The following is a 19,510-nucleotide window of genomic DNA, read 5'->3' as shown; positions in this document are numbered from 1 at the left end:
GCCGGCGCGCGAGCCATCAAGGAGACCCGCCAACGTGAACTTCTTCGGAATCGGCCGCGGCCGCCGCGCATCGCGCGCGCTCGTCGGTGACATCGCCGAGCAGGCCGGCCGGCTCGGCATCGAGATCTGCGACGTGTCGGGCCACGTCGAGGAAGTCGCGGCCCGCGTCGCCCGGCAGGCGGAGGTCTGCCATACGTTGCGCGAATCGGCTGCCCTCACGCTGCGCGGCAACCACCGGATCGCCGAAGCCGCGCAGCAGGTGCGCGACGTGAGCGCCAACGCGTCGAATGCGGTCCGGCAGTCGCAGCAGACGATCGAGGCGTCGCTCGCGGACATTCACGGCCTCGTCGAGGGCGTCACCACGATCAGCGACCAGATGGGCGCGCTGCGCGACGCGCTCGATCACGTGCGGGCCGTGTCGGAGGAAATCTCCGTCATCGCGCGCCAGACCCACCTGCTCGCGCTGAACGCCGCGATCGAGGCCGCGCGCGCCGGCGAGTCCGGGCGCAGCTTCGCGGTCGTCGCGGCCGAGGTCAAGAACCTGTCCGCGAAGACCGGGCAGGCGACGGCCCAGATCGAGACGACCCTCGCGCGGCTCGCCGAGCAGACCGAGCACCTGCTCGCGGAAGGCACCGACAACGCCGCCCGCGCGCATCGCGTGCGCGAGGGCACGCGCACGATCGGCGAGGTCGTGCACGCGACCGGCCACGCGATCACCGAGCTGGCCGGCGAGGCCGAGCAAATCGCGTCGCTGACGGACGAGATCGAGGCGCAGTGCCACCGCCTCGACGAGCAGGTGGGCGAGATGGCGTCCGGCGTCGAGAACTCGGCCGACAATTTCGCGCAAGCCAAGGACCGGCTCGGCAACCTGCTGTCCGTCTCCGAGACGCTCATCGAGCTCACGGCCGCGACCGGCATCGAATCGCCCGACACGCGCCTGATCGATACCGCACGGAGCACGGCCGCCGCGATCAGCAAATTGTTCGAGGACGCAGTCGGCCGCGGCGATATCGCGCTCGACGCGCTCTTCGACACGCACTACGAACCGATTCCGGGCACCGACCCGCAGCAGTTCATGACGCGCTTCACGGCTTTCACCGATCGCGTGCTGCCGGCCATCCAGGAGCCGGTGCTCGATCTCGACGAACGCATCGTCTACTGCGCGAGCTTCGACCGGCAGTGCTACCTGCCGACCCACAACCGGAAATTCTCGCTGCCCCAGCGCGCGGACGCCGCCTGGAACGCGGCGAACGCGCGGAACCGGCGGATCTATACGGACCGGACGGCGCGCATGTCGGTATCGCACGACAAGCCGTTCCTGTTGCAGACCTATCGCCGCGACATGGGCAACGGCCAGTTCGCGCTGATGAAGGACGTGTCCGCGCCGATCGTCGTCGGCGGACGGCCGTGGGGCGTCCTGCGGATCGGCTACAGCGTCTGAATCGGCGCACGCGGGACGCGCCTGCTGCGCCCCCCCACACGCCCACCGGCCGCCGCGCCCGTGGGCGTCGACCACCCGCCTCGTATGGCTGCCGGCCGGGCGCGGCTGCCCGAGCAGCGGCGACGTGCGCGGAATGCCCCCGTCCAGCGCCGCTGGGAAACCATTCGTTCCGCAGATCGCCGCTTGCCACGCATATCTCACGCGCTTCAGCCGCGGCGACAGCGCACGCGACGGCTCGCGCAGCCTGTGCTCGACGTTCATCGCGTCGACGACCTCCGCACGCGGTCGCGCCGCGTTCGCTAGAATGCGCGGCTCGGCATGGGTCGAATCGACATGAAAGGAAACCGCTTGAAACTCCCGTTCGAATGGCAGATCGGGCTGCGCTACGCGCGCGGCGGCCGGCGCTCGGCCGGCGACGGCTTCGTGTCGTTCATCGCCGGCGCCGCGATGGCCGGCATCGCGCTCGGCGTGGCCGCGCTGATCGTCGTGCTGTCGGTGATGAACGGGTTTCGCACCGAGGTGCGCGACCGGATGCTGTCGGTGCTCGCGCACGTCGAAATCTTCGCGCCGTCCGGCTCGATGCCCGACTGGCGGCTGACCGCGCACGAATCGTTGCAGCATCCCGCGGTGCGCGCCGTCGCACCCTATGTCGACGCCCAGGCGCTGCTGACGAACGCGGGCAACGTGACGGGCGTCGCGCTGCGCGGCATCGATCCCGTGCTCGAGCCGCGCGTGTCCGACATCGCCCGCAAGCTGAAGACCGGGCGCCTCGACGCGCTCGTACCGGGCGAAATGGGCATCGTGCTCGGCGCGGCGCTTGCCGATGCGCTGCACGTGAAGATCGGCGACCGCATCACGTTCTTCGCGCCCGGCAACACCGCGCGCGTCGGCGACGCGCTGCCGCGGTTCCGCCAGTTCAACGTGGTCGGCACGTTCGAGTCGGGCCACTACCAGTACGACAGCGCGCTCGCGTACATCCACATCCGCGACGCGCAGCAATTGTTCAACGTGCCCGCGCCGACCGGCATCCGGCTGCGCGTCGACGATCTGCAGCGCGCGCCGGAGATCGCGCTGGCGCTGTCGCGCACGCTGTCGGGCAACCTGTATCTCCGCGACTGGACGCAACAGAACCGCACGTGGTTCGAAGCCGAGCGGCTGCAGAAACGGATGCTGTCGCTGATCCTGATGCTGATCGTCGCCGTTGCCGCGTTCAACCTCGTGTCGTCGCTCGTGATGACGGTCACGCAGAAGCAGGGCGACATCGCGATCCTGCGCACGCTCGGCGCGCCGCCCCGCTCGATCATGAAGATCTTCGCGGTGCAAGGGATGACGATCGGTCTTGCCGGCACGCTGGCGGGCGTCGCGCTCGGCTGCGCGATCGCGGTCAGCATCCCGGTGGTGCTGCCGGCGGTCGAGCAGTTGCTCGGCATCCGCTTCCTGACGCCGTCCGTGTATTTCCTCAGCGCACTACCGTCGAAGCTCTCGGCCGTCGACGTGATCGGGATCGCGTCGGCCGCGTTCCTGATGTCGTGCGTCGCGACGCTGTACCCGAGCTGGCGCGCCGCACGGGTGCGGCCGGCCGAGGCGCTGCGCGACGAGTAGACGCGATCGGCGCGGCGTGACGCGGTCTCGTGAAAACCGGCGCTGTTGCTGCCGCCCGGCGCGTAGTCGGCGAACCCGTCGAAGCCGACGCCGACGCGTTCCGGACGCATGCCGCGGGACGTCTTGCCGGACGGGTCGACGACAATCGCCCCGCCCGACGATAGCGGGCGCGCAACGTTCAGTCGCGCGAGCGAAAAGGCCGCCTGCCGCAGGCACACAGAAACTTTGTTTGATACAAACTAAAAAAGTTTGACACGGGCATTTCACTGAGATAACTTCTGCGCAAGCTTCCGGAAAGCAATCCGGCCAGCGTGCCGACTCGCGTCGCGCTTTCCTGCCGTTGCAGCACCGCCGTTCGCAACATTCCCGCCTCACCGCATCGTGCCGTTCCGTTTCATCCGAAACCTGAAGGAAGCCCGGGCATGCCCAGATTTGATTCGCACTCCTGCATTCGTGGCAAGCCGCCGCACTGACGCGTTCCGCGCGGGGCGATGCACTCGCCTCGACGCCGGCCGGAGGCGCGTCGCCTGACGCGCGCCGGCACCGGGCGAGACTCGCCGGCGTCTCGCCCGCCGTTTCTGATGGTGCAGTTCCGCTTCACCCGACGCAGTACCCGGCCAGGCCGCAGGGGGCGTATCGCGAGCCGGCCGGTTCCACACAATCACAAGAGACGAGGTCGATTCCATGAACATTCATCGAACCGGAGTGCGGCGCGCATGGCTGCCCGCGCTCGTGGCGGCCGCGACGCTCGCCGCGTGCGGCGGCGACGACGGCGGCAGCGTGGCGGGCGCGTCAGCGCTCGCGCAAGGCCAACAGGAGGGAGCCGCCGCCGCGGCCGACACATCCGATACGCGATCGCTCGCGGCGCGCTTTTCGCCGTCCGGCGTGCCGTACGCGAATCCGGCGAGCGGCGGACGCTACCAGCCGGTGATCAGCAACGGCCAGGTGCAGCCGTCGCTGTCGGGCGGCACGATCGAAGAGCACGCGTGGGTCGACACGCCGGTCGATTCCGACGGCGACGGCACGCGCGACCGCATCCACGTGCGCATCGTGCGGCCGTCCGAAACGGCGAACGGCGCACGCACGCCCGTCATCGTGCTCGCGAGCCCGTATTACGCGGGGCTCGCCGACAGCCCCAACCACGACGTCGACGTCGAACTCGACGGCACACCGCATCCGGCCGCGGCCGCCAGCGCCGCGGCTTCGGCGTCCACGCGCATCCTGGCCGCCGCGCCTCAGTCGCGGATGCTGCAGCAGGTCGAGGCGGCCGCCGCCGGCCGCTCGTGGATCGAAGGCTACTTCGTGCCGCGCGGCTTCACGATCGTCTACGCGGATTCGCTCGGCACCGCCGGCTCGGACGGCTGCCCGACGATCCTGACGCGCGACGAATCGGTCGCGATGGCGTCGGTGATCCACTGGCTCGGCCGCGACGCGACCGCGAAGGACGCGAACGGCAAGCCGGTCGTCGCGAACTGGTCGACCGGCCACGTCGGCATGTACGGCGTGTCGTACGACGGCACGCTGCCGAAGATGGTCGCGAGCCTGCGCACGCGCGGGCTCGACGCGATCGTGCCGATCGCCGGGCTGTCGAACATGTACGGCTACTACCGCTCGGGCGGCCTCGTGCGCGCGCCGGAAGGCTATCAGGGCGAGGATGTCGACGTGTACATCAAGGCGCTGCTGACGAATGCGCATCCGGAGCGCTGCACGCACCTGATCGACGAAGCGCTGCAACAGGAAGATCGCAAGACCGGCGACTATTCGCCGTTCTGGGCCGCCCGCGACATTCCGACCGCGCTCGCGGTCGCACCGGCGCTCGTCGCGCAGGGGCTCACCGACGACAACGTGCGTGTCGACCAGTCGACGTCGTGGTATCTGGCGATGCGACGCCAGGGTGTGCCGACCCAGCTGTGGCTGCACCGCCTGAAGCACACCGATCCGACCCGCGTGCCCGCGATGGCCGACGCATGGACGGCGGAGGTGAACCGGTGGTTCACGCGCTACCTGATCGGCTATGACAACGGCGTCGAGCGCGATCCGCGCGCGGTGATCGCGCAGGCGGACGGCACGCTGCTGAAGGAAGCCGACTGGGCCGCGCGTCGCGCCACGCCGGTCACGTACTTCGCGGGCGGCGACGGCGCGACCACCGGCACGCTGCTGCGGCTGCCGAGCGGCGGCCCGCTCGCGCGCTTCACCGACGATGCGCGCATTCCCGCGCTCACGCTGGCGAACACGCCGACCGGCGAAAACCGCAGCCGCTTCGAGACGGCCCCGCTGACCGCCGCGACGCGCCTCTCCGGCGCGGCGACCGCACGCGTCAGGCTGACCTTCACGGGTGTCGCGAACGTGACGGCGCTGCTGGTCGACCGCGCGCCGGACGGCACGGCGACGATCGTCACGCGCGCGTGGACCGACCCGCGCAACCGGTTGTCCGAGTGGGTGCAGCAACCCGTGCTGCCCGGCATGCCGTACGACCTGAAGCTGACGTTCATGCCGCGCGACTACAAGCTGGAAGCCGGCCACCGGCTGGGGCTCGTCGTCCTCTCCAGCGACTACGAGGCGACGCTGCGGCCGACGCCGGGCACGGGCCTGACGCTCGATCCGGCCGGCACGTCGGTGACGGTACCGCTGGTTTCGCCGTCGGCGGGCGTGTAATCGTGCACCGGCTGCCGGTGTAACGGCACCGCCTCCCCCGCCTGCATGTCCGTCGATGCGGGCGGGGGATCTCTGCATGAAGGGAGTGCGCGGTCGATCGCCGTGAAATCGTGCGGAGCCACGAGCGCAACCAGTTCGCCTGGATCGGTCTCGATGCCGTCAAGCCGGCGAACCTGCCGGATTTCTACCGGGCATTCCGCAGACAGGCGGACTGATTCGACGCCGCCTCCGGTCGATCACACCGGCGTCAACACCGGCTGCCCCGCGAAATGCCGCGCCGCGTTGTCGAGAAACTGCCGCACCGAACGATCGAGCGCCTCGGGCGACCAGCCGCCCATGTGCGGCGTGAGCACGACACTGTCGAGCTCCGTCAGCACGCGAGGCGGCTCCGGTTCGCCTTCGTACACGTCGAGCCCCGCGCCCGCGATGCGCCGCTCGCGCAGCGCGTCTGCCAAAGCAGCGGTATCGACAACGCTGCCGCGCGACACGTTGACGAGAAAACCGCCGGGGCCGAGCGCGTCGAGCACGGTGCGATCGATCAGGTGCCGCGTGCCCGCGCCGCCCGGCGTCGCGACGATCAGGAAATCGGCCCACTGCGCGAGCGCGTCGACCCGGTCGAAATAGCGGTACGGCACCGGCTTCTCCGAGCGGTTGTGATACCCGATCTCGATGTCGAAGCCGGCCGCGCGGCGCGCGCACTTCTCGCCGATCTTGCCGAGCCCGACGATGCCGAGCTTCTTGCCCGACACGTTCGGCGGCATCGACAGCCCGTCGCGCCACACGCCCGCGCGGGTTTTCGCATCGAGCTGCACGACGTTGCGCACCGCCGCGAGCAGCAGCGCGAACGCGTGGTCGGCGACGCAATCGTCGTTGGTGCCGGCGCCCGTGACCACGGTGATGCCGCGCGCCTTCGCATGCGCGACGTCGATGTGCTCGTAGCCCGCACCGAGCGCGCTGACGAACGAGAGTTGCGGCAACCGGTCGATCTCGGCGCCGGTCAGGCCCGTGCTGCCGTTGGTCAGCACCGCGCGAATCGTGCTGCCGTGTTCGGCGATCGCGCGTTCGCGCGCATCCGGAGTGGGGGCATAACGCACGTCGAACGACGCGGCGATCTCGCGATGCGCGTCGCCGCGCAGCGCGATGAGGACCAGCAGCTCGGGCTTCATGTCAGCAAATGTCCGCAGGCGGGAATGAATCCGAGTGTAACAAGCCCGCGCGACGGATGCGGGTTATCCCCACACCGGTTGTGGGCGCGCCGCCGCACGCGGTTTGCCAAAGCCGGCTCAGTCAAGTAACTTTCGGCGTACGCCCCCGTCCTGGAGATTGGCCCCGATGAAGCTCGCCCTGCCCGCCCGGATCCTGGGCCTCGCGTTCGCCGCCGCCATCGTCGCGCCCGGCGCGCATGCCGACGCACCCGTCGTGGTGTCGTCGAAGATCGACACCGAAGGCAACCTGCTCGGCAACCTCATTGCACAGGTGCTGAAGGCTCACGGCATTCCCGTCACCGAAAAGATCGCGCTCGGCACGACGCCGATCGTGCGCAAGGCGCTCACGAGCGGCGAGATCGACGTCTACCCCGAATACACGGGCAACGCCGCGTTCTTCTTCAACAAGGCCGACGACCCGGTCTGGAAGAACGCGAGCCAAGGCTACGACACCGCCAGGCAGCTCGACTACGCGGCGAACCATCTCGTGTGGCTCGCACCGGCGCCCGCGAACAACACGTGGGGCGTCGCGCTGCTCGCGCCCGTCGCGCAATCGCAGCACCTGAAGACCTTCTCCGATTTCGGCAAGTGGGTGACCGGCGGCGGCAAGGTCAAGCTCGCGGCCTCGGCCGAATTCGTGAACAGCGCGTCCGCGCTGCCGTCGTTCGAGAAAGCGTACGGCTTCAAGCTGAAGCCCGAGCAGCTCGTCGTGCTGTCCGGCGGCGACACGGCCGCGACGATCAAGGCCGCCGCGAACCAGACCGACGGCGTGAACGCCGCGATGGTCTACGGCACCGACGGCGGCATCGCATCGAGCGGCCTCGCGGTGCTCGACGACGACAAGCACGTGCAGCCCGTCTACGCACCGGCGCCGGTGATCCGCGAAGCGGTGCTGAAAGCGCATCCGCAGATCGCCGACTTGCTGAAGCCCGTGTTCGCGAGCCTCGACCTGAAGACGCTGCAATCGCTGAACGCGCGCATCCAGCTCAACGGCGAGCCGGCGGCCGGCGTCGCGAAAAGCTACCTGAAAGCGAAGGGTTTCGTGAAATGACGGATCGCGCGGCGGCGTCCGCGCGGCGCGTCACGCTCGACAAGGTCGGCATCCTGATCGGTGTACTGACGATCGTCGCGGTGTTCGGCCTGTCGTTCGCGGTGCTGCGGCCGAACCGGATCGCGGCCGGCACCGGGCTGACGGTGTTCGCCGCGCTGCCGCCGATGCAAGGCGCCGCGCTCGCCGCGCTGTGGACCGCCGGCGCGCTGTGGGCAATGACGGTGCGCCGTCCCGCGTGGCGGCTCGCGGCCGGCTGCGCGGGGCTCGCGACCCTCGCGTATGCGGTCGGCGCGGCCGCGCGGCATGTCGTCGCGCCCGACGACATGCTGGCCCGCGTATCGCCCGACGCGGGCGTCTGGTTGCTGCTGTTCGCGTGGGCGGTGCTCATCGCCGACGCGCTCGCCCGCCTCGCGTTCGGCCCGTGGCGACGCCTCGCCGCGCTCGCCGTCGCGATCGCAGCGGTTTCGGTGCCGCTTGCGAGCGGCTGGTGGGACGGCCTCTCCGTGATGCGCGAATACGCGGTGCGCAGCGACGATTTCTGGCGCGAAGCGGCCCGCCACGTGTCGCTCGCGGGTGGCTCGGTCGCCGCCGCGCTCGTCGCGGGCGTGCCGCTCGGCATCGTCTGCGCGCGCGTCGCGGCGGTGCGCACCGTCGCGATGCCCGTGCTCAATATCGTGCAGACGATCCCCAGCATCGCGATGTACGGGCTGATGATGGCGCCGCTCGGCCTGCTCGCCGCGCACGTGCCGCTCGCGGCCGCGCTCGGCATCCGCGGCATCGGCGTCGCGCCGGCCGTGCTCGCGTTGTTCCTTTACTCGCTGCTGCCGATCGCATCGAGCGTCGTGGTCGGGCTCGAACAGGTGCCGCCGCACGTGACCGAAGCGGCCCGCGCGATGGGCATGACACGCGCGCAGCGGCTGCTGCGCGTCGATCTCGTGCTCGCGCTGCCGGTGATCCTGAGCGGCGTGCGCATCGTGCTCGTGCAGAACATCGGCCTGACCGCCGTGGCCGCGCTGATCGGCGGCGGCGGATTCGGCACCTTCATCTTCCAGGGGATCGGGCAATCGGCCGCCGATCTCGTGCTGCTCGGCGCGATCCCGACGATCGCGCTCGCACTGGCGGCCGCCGTCGTGTTCGAAGCCGCGACGTCGCTCGCGAAGGGGCGTGCAGGATGATCGAGATCGAACGGGTCGGCAAACGCTTCGGCGACGTGGTCGCCGTCGACGACGTCTCGCTGACGATACAACGCGGCACGATCACGGCGCTCGTCGGCGCATCGGGCAGCGGCAAGTCGACGCTCCTGCGCATGATCAACCGGCTGATCGCGCCGACCAGCGGCACGATCTGCATCGACGGCGTCGATACCGCGACCGTCGCGCCGGAGCAGCTGCGGCGCGGCATCGGCTATGCGATCCAGGGGCACGGACTGTTTCCGCACTGGAGCGTCGCGCGCAACATCGCGACCGTGCCGCGCCTGCTCGGCTGGCCGGCCGAGCGCATCGACGCGCGCGTGAACGAACTGCTCGACCTGTTCCATCTCGCGCCGGCCGAGTTCGCGGGCAAGCTGCCGCACGAACTGTCGGGCGGCCAGCAGCAGCGTGTCGGCGTCGCACGCGCGCTCGCCGCCGAGCCCGCGATGCTGCTGATGGACGAGCCGTTCGGCGCGCTCGATCCGATCATCCGCAACAAGGCGCAGGACGACCTGTTCGCGCTGCAACGCCGCCTCGGCATCACGGTCGTGATCGTCACGCACGATATCGAGGAAGCGCTGAAGCTCGGCGACACGATCGCGGTGATGGACGGCGGACGGCTGCTGCAGGTCGCGTCGCCGGCCGAGATTCTCGGCGAGCCGGCACCGGGTGTCGTCGAACAGCTCGTCGCGGGCGTCGACCGGCCGCTGCGCCTGCTCGCGCTCACGCCGATCGACGCCGTGGCCGAAGCCGGCCATGCCGACGGCGAACCGATCGCCGCGACGCGCACGCTGCGCGATGCGGTGTCCGAATTGTTGTGGCGCGGTGTCGATGCGCTGCCCGTGGACGACACGGCCGACGGCAACCGCGACACGCACGCCCCCCGCCGCATCACGCTCGACGCGATCCGCTCGCACGCGAGGAAGCCCGCATGACGACGCGCAGCCGCATGCGGCCCACGCAGTCCTCGCTTCCCGCGTACGTCGCCCGTGCAGTCGCCCTCGCGCTGCTGCTCGTGCTGCTGTTGCGCCCGGCCTGGCTGCAGGGCCTGTTCGCGCCGTTCGCGGACAACGGCGCGCCGGTGATCTACGATCGCGCGAGCCTGCTCGATCTCACGCTCGCGCATCTCGGCACGGTCGCGTTGTCGAGCCTGATCGGCACGATCGTCGCGGTCGCGGCCGGCATCGCGGTCACGCGGCCGTTCGGCGCGGATTTCCTGCCGGTCGCGCGCAGCGTCGTCGATATCGGCCAGACCTTCCCGCCGGTCGCGGTGCTCGCGCTGGCCGTGCCGGCCGTCGGCTTCGGCTTGAAGCCCGTGCTGATCGCGCTCGTGCTGTACGGGCTCCTGCCGATTTTCGAAAGCACGATCGCGGGGCTCGAGGACGTGCCGCGCGACGTCGTCGACGCCGCGCGCGGGATGGGCATGAGCGGCTGGCAGCAACTGATATCCGTCGAGTTGCCGCTCGCGTTCCCGGTGATCGTCAACGGCATCCGCCTCGCGGTCGTGATCAATCTCGGCACCGCGACGATCGGCTCGACGGTCGCCGCGCGCGGGCTCGGCGACGTGATCATCGCCGGCCTGCAAACGTCGAACACCGCGTTCGTGCTGCAGGGCGGCGTGATCGTCGGCTTGCTGGCGGTGCTCGTCAGCGATGCGATCGGCACGATAGCGCGCGTGGCGAGCGCGCGGCGCGCGTAGAAGCCGTCACGCAATTTTTCGAAGGAGCAACCATGTCCGTCCTCGACGCCGGCCCGTTTTTTCATGGCACGAAAGCGGATTTGCGGATCGGCGACTTGCTGACGGCAGGCTTCAGATCGAATTATCGCGATGACGTCGTGATGAATCACGTTTACTTCACGGCCCTGCCCAAAGGTGCCGGCCTGGCCGCGGAAATGGCCAAGGGCGACGGCCGGCCGCGCGTCTACATCGTCGAGCCCACCGGCGAATTCGAAAACGACCCGAACGTCACGGACAAGAAATTCCCCGGCAATCCGACGCGCTCGTATCGAAGCACGTCGCCTTTGAAGATCGTCGGCGAACTCGAGAGCTGGGAACCCTACGATCCGGCGTTCATCGCGCAGCTCAGAAGCCGCATCGAAACCGGCATGGGCGAGATCATCAACTAGCGTTCATCCGGACTCCGATGCGTGTCCGTGCAACGATCGGCTCGCCGGGCATCGCGAACGTCACAAACCTACACGTGGCTTTCATTCGAGCGGGCGCTCGACCGTCCACCGCGATTGGCCGATATACTATGCGCCTCCCATTTCCCCGCACTCGACCATGCGACGACGGTTTTTCTGGCTGATCGTGCTCTCGCTCGGCATTGCGCAACAGGCCGCGGCACAGCAAACGCCCGCGGCGCCCGCATCCGCGCCCGACGCACTGGCATCGGCGCCGACGGTCGCCTCCGCGCCGCTCGCGAACGCCAACGATCAGCCGAACGAAGCAAACCGCCGCATCACCACCTACCTCACGAAGAAATTCGGCGTCGCAAGAGAAAAGGCCGCGAAGCTCGCCGACATCGTGAGCGTCACTGCGACGAAATATTCACTGCCGCCGGCACTCGTTTACGCGATCATTTCGATCGAATCGCGCTTCCAGGAAAAGGCGCGCGGCCAGCATGGCGCGACCGGGCTGATGCAGGTCGTGCCGTCCGCGCACCGCGGCATGCTGCGCAACGTGAAGGATCTCACCGAGCCGAATGCGAACGTCGAGGCCGGCTCCCGGATCCTGTCGGGCTATGTCAAAGCAGCCGGCGGCAACGTGCAGGCCGGGCTGAAGAGCTACAGCGGCGGATCCAGCGCGTATGCGGCGAAGGTGATGCAGCGCGTCGACGCGTTCCGGTTCGTGCTCGAACCCGAGGACGATGCGAAAAGCGCGAATACCCCGAATACCGCGAACGATGCGAACAACGGGAAGGCGCACATGGTGCCGGTCAGCGATCCGTCCGGCCCGGCGCCCGCCGCGAACCGCACCGCGAAATAAGTGCATGCAGGCCGATACCGGCAAAGTTCAACGCTGATCTCGGGTACGCTCACGCGCCCTGATGCGGCTCCGGAGCAGAGGTGCGCGCCGTGGCGTGATCGCGCAATGCGTTGCGCGCGACCGGTACTTCGCGTTTCGGTACGACGAGCGGATTGAGGCCGAAGCCGTCCAGTAGCTGGCGGCGGCCCATTATTCTGACATTTCAGGAACTATAAACGAGTACGGCTGCGCCTTCGCGCCGCCGCCCCATGGAATCGCCGGATCACCTCCCTCGTGCCTCGATCCGGCCCCTTCCGGTCAAAGCTGCCCCGCCGCCCCCGTCCACCGCAGGTAATCCCCGCGCGTCCAGTCGAGCGACACGCCGACGCGCTTCGTCCCCGGCCGGATCTTCGGCTTGTACATCGACAGCGTCAGCGACTCCAGCGCCGGCCATTCGCGGAACGACAGCACCGCGAGATCGGCGACGAGCGTCTCCAGCAGCCGCGTATGCGGCTTGTGCGCCAGAAACGACGCAACGCGTGCGCAGTACCCGTCGTAATCGATCCACTCGCCCTGTTCGCTCGGCTCGCAGCGATACCCGAGCCGCGCATCGATCACGATCGGCTGCGGCGCCTCGTGCTCGTGCGCGTGAATGCCGATCCGCGCGGGCACCTTCAGTTCGTCGACGAACACGCTCCAGCCGCGCCCGCGCAGGCACGGCGCGTCGATCGCCACGAACGGTTCGTCGAACGGCTTCATGATGCGAGCGGCGCCGCGGCGTCGAGCATGATCCGCACGAAATAGTCGGCGAAGCTGCGACGCAGGACGATCTCGAACGTGTCGTCGCCGGTCGGGATCAGCGTGATCGGCGACTTGAAGTAGTGCGACTGCGCGCACTGGCCCGGCTTGAACACGCGCGGATGCAGATCGAGCGGGCAGCCACGCGCGATCACGTCGCGCACGCGTTCGCCGCTGATTTCGACCACGGTGTAGCCGCTGCCGACGTCGACGGCCGCCGCGTACAGGCCCTGCACGGCCTCCGCCAGCTTCGCTTCGAGCACGCCGGCCTGAACCGGCCCGTTCGACCGCACGAGCCATTCGTCGGGGCCGAGCCACAGCACGTCGTACTCGGCGCCGCGCGCCACCGTGTTCGGCGTCGCGGGCGGCCGGCACCCGACCACGCGCTCGAACGCGGCGACGAATGCCGGATCGCTCGACTCGCCGCGCACGTTGACGAGATCGAGGAACGGCCGCTCGCGCAGCGTGAACTTCTTCGATGCCCGCGCCTGGTGCGCCTTCAGCACGTCGGCCGCGCCGACGAACGGCGATTCAAGCGTCACGCCGCCCGCACCCGCCACCGGCGTCTGGTTTCTCGTTTCATTCCACATGCTGACGCACCCCTTCGGTATCGTAGAAAACCGGGCTCGAAATCTTCGCGGTGATGCGCTTGCCGTTAGCCAGCTGAATCACGACGCTCTCGCCCATCTTGTTCAGGCCGCCCTTCACCACCGCGAGCGCGATCGAGCGCTGCAGGATCGGGCTGTAGTAGCTCGACGTCACGTGGCCGATCATCGGCGTCGGATCGACCGCCGACACCTGCGTGTCCTTCGCGATGATCTGCGCGCCTTCGGGCAGCACGAACTGTTCGTCTTCGGTCAGCAGGCCGACGAACTGCTTGCGGCCCTCCTTCGCGGTATCCGAGCGCGACAGCGAGCGCTTGCCGAGGAAGTCCTTCGACTTCGCGACGAGCCCGCCCATCCCGAGGTCGTACGGCGTGATCGAGCCGTCGGTGTCCTGCCCGACGATGATGTAGCCCTTCTCCGCACGCAGCACGTGCATCGTCTCGGTGCCGTACGGCGTGATGTCGAATTCGGCACCGGCCGCCATCAGCGCTTCCCACACCGCGCGGCCCGCGTTCGCCGGCACGTTTACTTCGTAGGCCAGCTCGCCCGAGAAGCTGATCCGCATCACGCGCGCCTTCGCGCCGGCGACGGTGCCGTTGCGGTAGCTCATGAACGGAAACGCTTCGTTGCCGAAGTCGATGTCCTGGCACACCTTCTGCACGACCTTGCGGCTCTTCGGGCCGACCACCGCGAATGTCGCCCAGTGATCGGTGACGGACGCGAGGCGCACCTTCATGTCGGGCCATTCGGTCTGCAGCCAGCGCTCGAGCCACGTCAGCACGCGTGCCGCGCCGCCGGTGGTGGTCGTCATCATGAAATGCTGGTCGGCGAGGCGCACGGTCACGCCGTCGTCGAACACCATCCCGTTCTCGTCGAGCATCAGCCCGTAGCGGCACTTGCCGATCTCGAGCTTGTTCCACGGGTTCGTGTACATCCAGTTCAGCAGCTTCACCGCGTCCGGCCCCTGGATGTCGATCTTGCCGAGCGTCGACGCGTCGAGGATGCCGACGCCGTTGCGCACCGCGAGGCATTCGCGCTTCACGGCCGCATGGAGATCCTCGCCCTTCTTCGGGAAATACCACGGCCGCTTCCAGTTGCCGACGTCCTCGAACATCGCGCCGTGCTCGACGTGCCATTCGTGCACGCAGGTCTTGCGGATCGGGTCGAGGAAATCGCCCGTCTCGCGGCCGGCGAACGTGCCGAACGACACGGGCGTGTAGTTCGGGCGGAACGTCGTCGTGCCCGTTTCCGGAATCGTCTTGCCCAGCGCCTGCGCGAGGATCGCCATCCCGTTGATGTTGCCGAGCTTGCCTTGATCGGTGCCGAAGCCCATCGCGGTATAGCGCTTCACGTGCTCGACCGATTCGAAGCCCTCGCGCGCGGCGAGCAGGATGTCGGCGGCCGCCACGTCGTTCTGGAAATCGACGAACTGCTTCGGCCCGCGCGCGGCCGCCTCGCGGCTGCCGACGAGCCACAACGGCTGCAGCGCGCCTTCGACGGTTTCGGCGACCTGCGGTACGACCGGGCGCTGCGCCGCCGTGAAGCCGGCGGCCTTCGCCGCTTCCACGCCTGCGTCGACCGCGAGCCGCAGCGCACGGGCAAGCCCGAATTCGCCGGCCGCCGCGCCGACGCTCGCTTCCGCCTGCACGGGCTTGCCCGGCAGAAAGCACGCCTTCTCGTCGTTCCAGCATGCCTTGCCGCCCGATTGCGCGAACAGGTGCAGCACCGGACTGAAGCCGCCCGACATCGCGACGAGGTCGCACGGCAGCGTCTGCAGCTTGCCGCCCGTCTGGCCGTTCGAGTAGGACGCGACGTCGACCGACGATACGCGCCACTTGCCCGAAGCCGCCGTGACGACCGCGCCGCTCATCACCGTCACGCCCTGCCGCTTGGCCGCGGCCGGCAGCGCGCCGTTCGACGACGCGCGCGAATCCACGACCGTCACCTTCGCGCCGCACGCCTTCAGGTCGAGCGCGGTCTGGTAGGCGCGGTCGTTGTTCGTGAACACGACCGCGTTGCGGCCCGGCAGCACGCCGAAGCGATGCACGTAGGTGGACACCGCACCCGCCAGCATCACGCCCGGCAGGTCGTTGTTGCCGAATACGATCGGCCGCTCGTGCGCACCGGTCGCGAGGATCACGCGCTTCGCGCGGATCTTCCACAGCAGCTCGCGCGTGCCCTTGCGCATCGACACCGGCAGGTGGTCGGTCAGGCGCTGCGTGACCGTCACGAGGTTGTGGTCCTGGTAGCCGAACGCGGTGCTGCGCGACAGGATCGTCACGTCGGGCAGCTTGCGCAGCTCGGCCTCGATCTTCTCGACCCATTGCAGCGCGGGCTTCGCGTCGATCTCCGCGCGGCACGACAGCAGGCTGCCGCCGAGTTCGCGCTGGTCGTCGACGAGGATCACGCGCGCGCCGGCCGTGGCGGCCGCATACGCGGCGGCGAGGCCCGACGGGCCACCGCCGACCACGAGCACGTCGCAGTGCGCGTAGCACTTGTCGTAGCGGTCGGCGTCGAGCACCTCGGGTGCCTTGCCGAGGCCGGCCGCTTCGCGGATCTTCTCCTCGTACTTCGGCCACATGTTGCGCGGCCACATGAACGTCTTGTAGTAGAAGCCGGCCGGCATGAAACGCGACAGCTTCTGGTTGATCGCGTACTTGTCGTTCTCGAGCGACGGCTCCGCGTTCACGCTCGTCGCGACGAGACCCTGGTACAGCTCGATCTCGGTCGCGCGCGCGTTCGGCACCGTGTACGGGCCGGTCTCGAGCTGCACGACGGCATTCGGTTCCGCGACGTCGGCCGTCACGATCCCGCGCGGACGGTGGTACTTGAAACTGCGCGCGACGAAATGCACGCCGTTCGCGAGCAGCGCGGACGCGAGCGTGTCGCCCTGGAAGCCCTGGTACGTACGGCCGTTGAACGTGAACGTCAACGGAATCGCGCGATTGATCCGGCCACCGGTGCCGAGGCGGTCTTTCTGGCTCATTTGCTCGTGCCCTCTTCGTGTGCGTTGCCGGCGGATGCTCCGCCGAACTTTTCGTAGCCCTTGATATCGTAGGTGACCGTATCGCGCGTCACCTTGAACCAGCGGCGGCAACCCTGCGTGTGCAGCCATTGCTCCTTGTGCAGCCCGCGCTTGTTCTCGCGCATGAACACGTATTCGCCCCATTCACGGTCGGTCATCGTCTCGTTCGCCACCGGGCGCACGATGTCGGCTTCACCGCCGCACGTGAACTCGGATTCGGCGCGCGGCCCGCACCACGGACATTCGATCAGCAACATGTTTCTTTCTCCTCAGTGCGGTTAGTGCGCGACGGCGGCAGCGCCGTGCTCGTCGATCAGGTGGCCCGTGTAGAAGCGGTCGAGCGCGAACGGCGCGTTCAGCGGATGCGGTTCGTCGCGGGCGATCGTGTGCGCGAACACCCAGCCCGAGCCCGGCGTCGCCTTGAAGCCGCCGGTGCCCCAGCCGCAGTTGAAATAGAGGCCCTTCACGTCGGTCTTGCTGATGATCGGGCACGCGTCCGGCGACACGTCGACGATGCCGCCCCACTGGCGGTTCATCCGCACGCGCGAGAACACCGGGAACATCTCGACGATCGCCTGCAGCGTGCCTTCGATGATGTGGAAGCTGCCGCGCTGGCCGAAGCCCGTGTACTGGTCGATACCGGCGCCGATCACGAGGTCGCCCTTGTCGGACTGGCTGATGTACGCATGCACCGCGTTCGACATGATCACCGAGTTGACGACCGGCTTGATCGGCTCGGACACCAGCGCCTGCAGCGGGTGGCTTTCGATCGGCAGGCGCACGCCGGCCATGTCGGCGAGCGTCGTCGTGTTGCCGGCCGCGACCACCGCGACTTTCTTCGCCTTGATGAAACCCTTCACCGTATCGACGCCGACCACCGCGCCGCCGTCGCGGCGAATGCCCGTCACCTGGCAGTTCTGGATGATGTCGACGCCGGCGCGGTCCGCGCCGCGCGCGAAGCCCCAGGCCACCGCGTCATGGCGTGCGACACCCGCACGGCGCTGGATCGATGCGCCGAGCACCGGATAGCGGCTGTTCAGGTTGATCGTCGGCTCGATTTCCTTCACCTGCGCGGGCGTCAGGAATTCGGCGTCGACGCCGTTCAGCCGGTTCGCGTTCACGCGGCGCTCGGTGTCGCGCACGTCCTGCAGCGTGTGGGCCAGGTTCATCACGCCGCGCTGGCTGAACATCACGTTGTAGTTCAGGTCCTGCGACAGCCCTTCCCACAGCTTCATCGCCTTCTCGTACAGCGCGGCCGATTCGTCCCACAGGTAGTTCGAGCGCACGATCGTGGTGTTGCGGGCAGTGTTGCCGCCGCCGATCCAGCCCTTCTCGAGGATCGCGACGTTCGTGATCCCGTGCTCCTTCGCGAGGTAGTACGCGGTCGCGAGGCCGTGGCCGCCGCCGCCGACGATCACGACGTCGTATTCCTTCTTCGGCTCCGGGCTCTTCCACTGCTTCTCCCAGTTCTCGTGATACGAGAGGCCGTTGCGGAACAGGCTGAATATCGAGTAGCGGCTCATGTTTGGATCCTTCGTTAGCATTCGATGACGTTCACGGCGAGACCGCCGCGCGACGTTTCCTTGTATTTCGTCTTCATGTCGGCGCCCGTCTCGCGCATCGTCTTGATCACGGAATCGAGCGATACGTAGTGCTGGCCGTTGCCCTTGAGCGCCATGCGCGACGCGTTCAGCGCCTTGATCGCGCCCATCGCGTTGCGCTCGATGCACGGGATCTGCACGAGCCCGCCGACCGGGTCGCAGGTCATCCCGAGGTTGTGCTCCATGCCGATCTCGGCCGCGTTCTCGACCTGGTCCGGCGTGCCGCCCATCACCGCGGCGAGCGCGGCGGCGGCCATCGAGCACGCGACGCCCACTTCGCCCTGGCAGCCGACTTCCGCGCCGGAAATCGACGCGGTTTCCTTGTAGATGATCCCGATCGCCGCGGCCGTCAGCAGGAATTCGACGATGCCGGCTTCGTTCGAACCCGGCACGAACTTCACGTAGTAGTGCAGCACCGCGGGGATCACGCCGGCCGCGCCGTTGGTGGGCGCGGTGACCACGCGGCCGCCGGCCGCGTTCTCTTCGTTCACGGCCATCGCATACAGGTTGACCCAGTCGAGCATCGACAGCGGGTCGCGCAGCGACTCTTCCGAACGCGCGCGCAGGCGGCCGTTCAGCTCCGCCGCGCGGCGCTTCACGCGCATCGGGCCCGGCAGGTCGCCCTCGACCTTGCAGCCGCGCTCGACGCACGCGGCCATCGTGCGCCAGATCGCGAGCAGCCCGGCGCGCACTTCGTCGGCGGGGCGCAGCGCGCATTCGTTGCGCAGCATCAGCTCGGCGATCGACAGCCCGTGCTCGCGGCACTGGCGCATCAGGTCGTCGCCGGTGCGAAACGGATACGGCACCTCGACCGCCGCACGCACGCCGTTCACGCGATCGCCGTCGCGGTTCACGACGAAGCCGCCGCCGACCGAGTAATACTCTTTCTCGACCAGCAACTGGCCGTGTTCGTCGAATGCCTGGAAGCGCATCCCGTTCGGATGCACGATGCTCGTGCCGCTCATCAGCTTGCGATAGAAGCCGATGTGTTCCTTCTCGTCGAAGCGCACCGTCTGCTTGCCGAGCAGCGACAACGACTTCTCCGCACGGATCGCGGCGAGCCGCGGCTCGATCAGGTCCGGATCGATCGTGTCGGGCAGGTGGCCCTCGAGGCCGAGCAGCACGGCCTTGTCGGTGCCGTGCCCCTTGCCGGTCGCGCCGAGCGAGCCGTACAGCTCGACCCGCACGCGGCGCACGAAGCCGAGCAGGTTCGCGTCCTCGACGTGCGACGCGAAGCGGCACGCGGCGATCATCGGGCCGACCGTATGCGAACTGGACGGACCGATGCCGATCTTGAACAGGTCGAACGCGCTGACGTTCATCTGGCTTCCTCTGGGTTGCATGCGTGAAATGTCGTTGGGCCCCAGTA

General features: G+C 68.6%; 16 protein-coding genes. 9 read left to right on the top strand and 7 right to left on the bottom strand.

Annotated features, from left to right (window positions below; all coding sequences use genetic code 11):
• Positions 1-34: 34 nt before the first annotated feature.
• The 3 genes from HWX62_RS17605 (at position 35) to HWX62_RS17595 (ending at position 5,698) form a co-directional block, all read left to right on the top strand.
• Positions 35-1,441 (top strand): methyl-accepting chemotaxis protein, encoded by a 1,407-nt coding sequence (locus HWX62_RS17605; protein ID WP_175931544.1) that lies wholly within the window; start codon positions 35-37, stop codon positions 1,439-1,441.
• A 333-nt stretch (positions 1,442-1,774) separates the two neighbouring features.
• Positions 1,775-3,043: a lipoprotein-releasing ABC transporter permease subunit gene (locus HWX62_RS17600; protein ID WP_175931545.1), complete on the top strand. Its 1,269-nt coding sequence runs from the start codon at positions 1,775-1,777 to the stop codon at positions 3,041-3,043.
• Between the two features lie 684 nt (positions 3,044-3,727).
• A complete protein-coding gene (locus HWX62_RS17595; protein WP_175931546.1) occupies positions 3,728-5,698 on the top strand; it encodes a Xaa-Pro dipeptidyl-peptidase in 1,971 nt (656 codons plus the stop codon).
• A 236-nt stretch (positions 5,699-5,934) separates the two neighbouring features.
• Here HWX62_RS17595 and HWX62_RS17590 read toward each other — a convergent pair whose 3' ends face one another.
• On the bottom strand, positions 5,935-6,864 hold the full coding sequence (locus HWX62_RS17590; protein WP_175931547.1) for a 2-hydroxyacid dehydrogenase: 930 nt from the start codon (positions 6,862-6,864) through the stop codon (positions 5,935-5,937).
• Positions 6,865-7,030: 166 nt separating this feature from the next.
• On the opposite strand from HWX62_RS17590, the gene HWX62_RS17585 reads away from it, so the two are divergent.
• The 6 genes from HWX62_RS17585 (at position 7,031) to HWX62_RS17560 (ending at position 12,133) form a co-directional block, all read left to right on the top strand.
• Positions 7,031-7,954: an ABC transporter substrate-binding protein gene (locus HWX62_RS17585; RefSeq protein WP_175931548.1), complete on the top strand. Its 924-nt coding sequence runs from the start codon at positions 7,031-7,033 to the stop codon at positions 7,952-7,954.
• Entirely contained in the window at positions 7,951-9,129 is a 1,179-nt protein-coding gene (locus tag HWX62_RS17580) for an ABC transporter permease (RefSeq protein ID WP_175931549.1), read from the top strand. The genes HWX62_RS17585 and HWX62_RS17580 overlap by 4 nt, the downstream gene beginning before the upstream one ends.
• Positions 9,126-10,079 (top strand): ABC transporter ATP-binding protein, encoded by a 954-nt coding sequence (locus HWX62_RS17575; protein ID WP_175931550.1) that lies wholly within the window; start codon positions 9,126-9,128, stop codon positions 10,077-10,079. The genes HWX62_RS17580 and HWX62_RS17575 overlap by 4 nt, the downstream gene beginning before the upstream one ends.
• A complete protein-coding gene (locus HWX62_RS17570; RefSeq protein WP_175931551.1) occupies positions 10,076-10,843 on the top strand; it encodes an ABC transporter permease in 768 nt (255 codons plus the stop codon). Before HWX62_RS17575 ends, HWX62_RS17570 begins: the two co-directional genes overlap by 4 nt.
• Positions 10,844-10,875: 32 nt before the next feature.
• Positions 10,876-11,271: an NAD(+)--rifampin ADP-ribosyltransferase gene (gene arr, locus HWX62_RS17565; RefSeq protein ID WP_175931552.1), complete on the top strand. Its 396-nt coding sequence runs from the start codon at positions 10,876-10,878 to the stop codon at positions 11,269-11,271.
• A 157-nt stretch (positions 11,272-11,428) separates the two neighbouring features.
• Positions 11,429-12,133: a lytic transglycosylase domain-containing protein gene (locus HWX62_RS17560; protein WP_175931553.1), complete on the top strand. Its 705-nt coding sequence runs from the start codon at positions 11,429-11,431 to the stop codon at positions 12,131-12,133.
• A gap of 297 nt (positions 12,134-12,430) precedes the next feature.
• Here HWX62_RS17560 and HWX62_RS17555 read toward each other — a convergent pair whose 3' ends face one another.
• The 6 genes from HWX62_RS17555 to HWX62_RS17530 are packed head-to-tail and all read right to left on the bottom strand — an operon-like array spanning position 12,431 to position 19,463.
• The gene (locus HWX62_RS17555) at positions 12,431-12,871 is read right to left on the bottom strand and encodes a dihydroneopterin aldolase (protein WP_175931554.1); all 441 of its coding nucleotides are present in this window, start codon (positions 12,869-12,871) and stop codon (positions 12,431-12,433) included.
• Positions 12,868-13,500, bottom strand: coding sequence for a sarcosine oxidase subunit gamma (locus HWX62_RS17550; RefSeq protein ID WP_175931555.1), 633 nt, complete (start codon positions 13,498-13,500; stop codon positions 12,868-12,870). Before HWX62_RS17550 ends, HWX62_RS17555 begins: the two co-directional genes overlap by 4 nt.
• Positions 13,490-16,501: a sarcosine oxidase subunit alpha family protein gene (locus HWX62_RS17545; protein ID WP_175931556.1), complete on the bottom strand. Its 3,012-nt coding sequence runs from the start codon at positions 16,499-16,501 to the stop codon at positions 13,490-13,492. Before HWX62_RS17545 ends, HWX62_RS17550 begins: the two co-directional genes overlap by 11 nt.
• Positions 16,498-16,797, bottom strand: coding sequence for a sarcosine oxidase subunit delta (locus HWX62_RS17540; RefSeq protein WP_011547035.1), 300 nt, complete (start codon positions 16,795-16,797; stop codon positions 16,498-16,500). Before HWX62_RS17540 ends, HWX62_RS17545 begins: the two co-directional genes overlap by 4 nt.
• Before the next feature lie 21 nt (positions 16,798-16,818).
• Positions 16,819-18,063, bottom strand: coding sequence for a sarcosine oxidase subunit beta family protein (locus tag HWX62_RS17535; RefSeq protein ID WP_175931557.1), 1,245 nt, complete (start codon positions 18,061-18,063; stop codon positions 16,819-16,821).
• 14 nt (positions 18,064-18,077) lie between these two features.
• A complete protein-coding gene (locus HWX62_RS17530) occupies positions 18,078-19,463 on the bottom strand; it encodes an L-serine ammonia-lyase (RefSeq protein ID WP_175931581.1) in 1,386 nt (461 codons plus the stop codon).
• Between the last annotated feature and the right edge of the window lie 47 nt (positions 19,464-19,510).

Source organism: Burkholderia sp. BCC0506, assembly GCF_902833145.1.
Lineage (GTDB): Bacteria > Pseudomonadota > Gammaproteobacteria > Burkholderiales > Burkholderiaceae > Burkholderia.
Note: the sequence above shows the minus strand (reverse complement) of the source record. Positions and strands in the feature narration are given on the sequence as shown.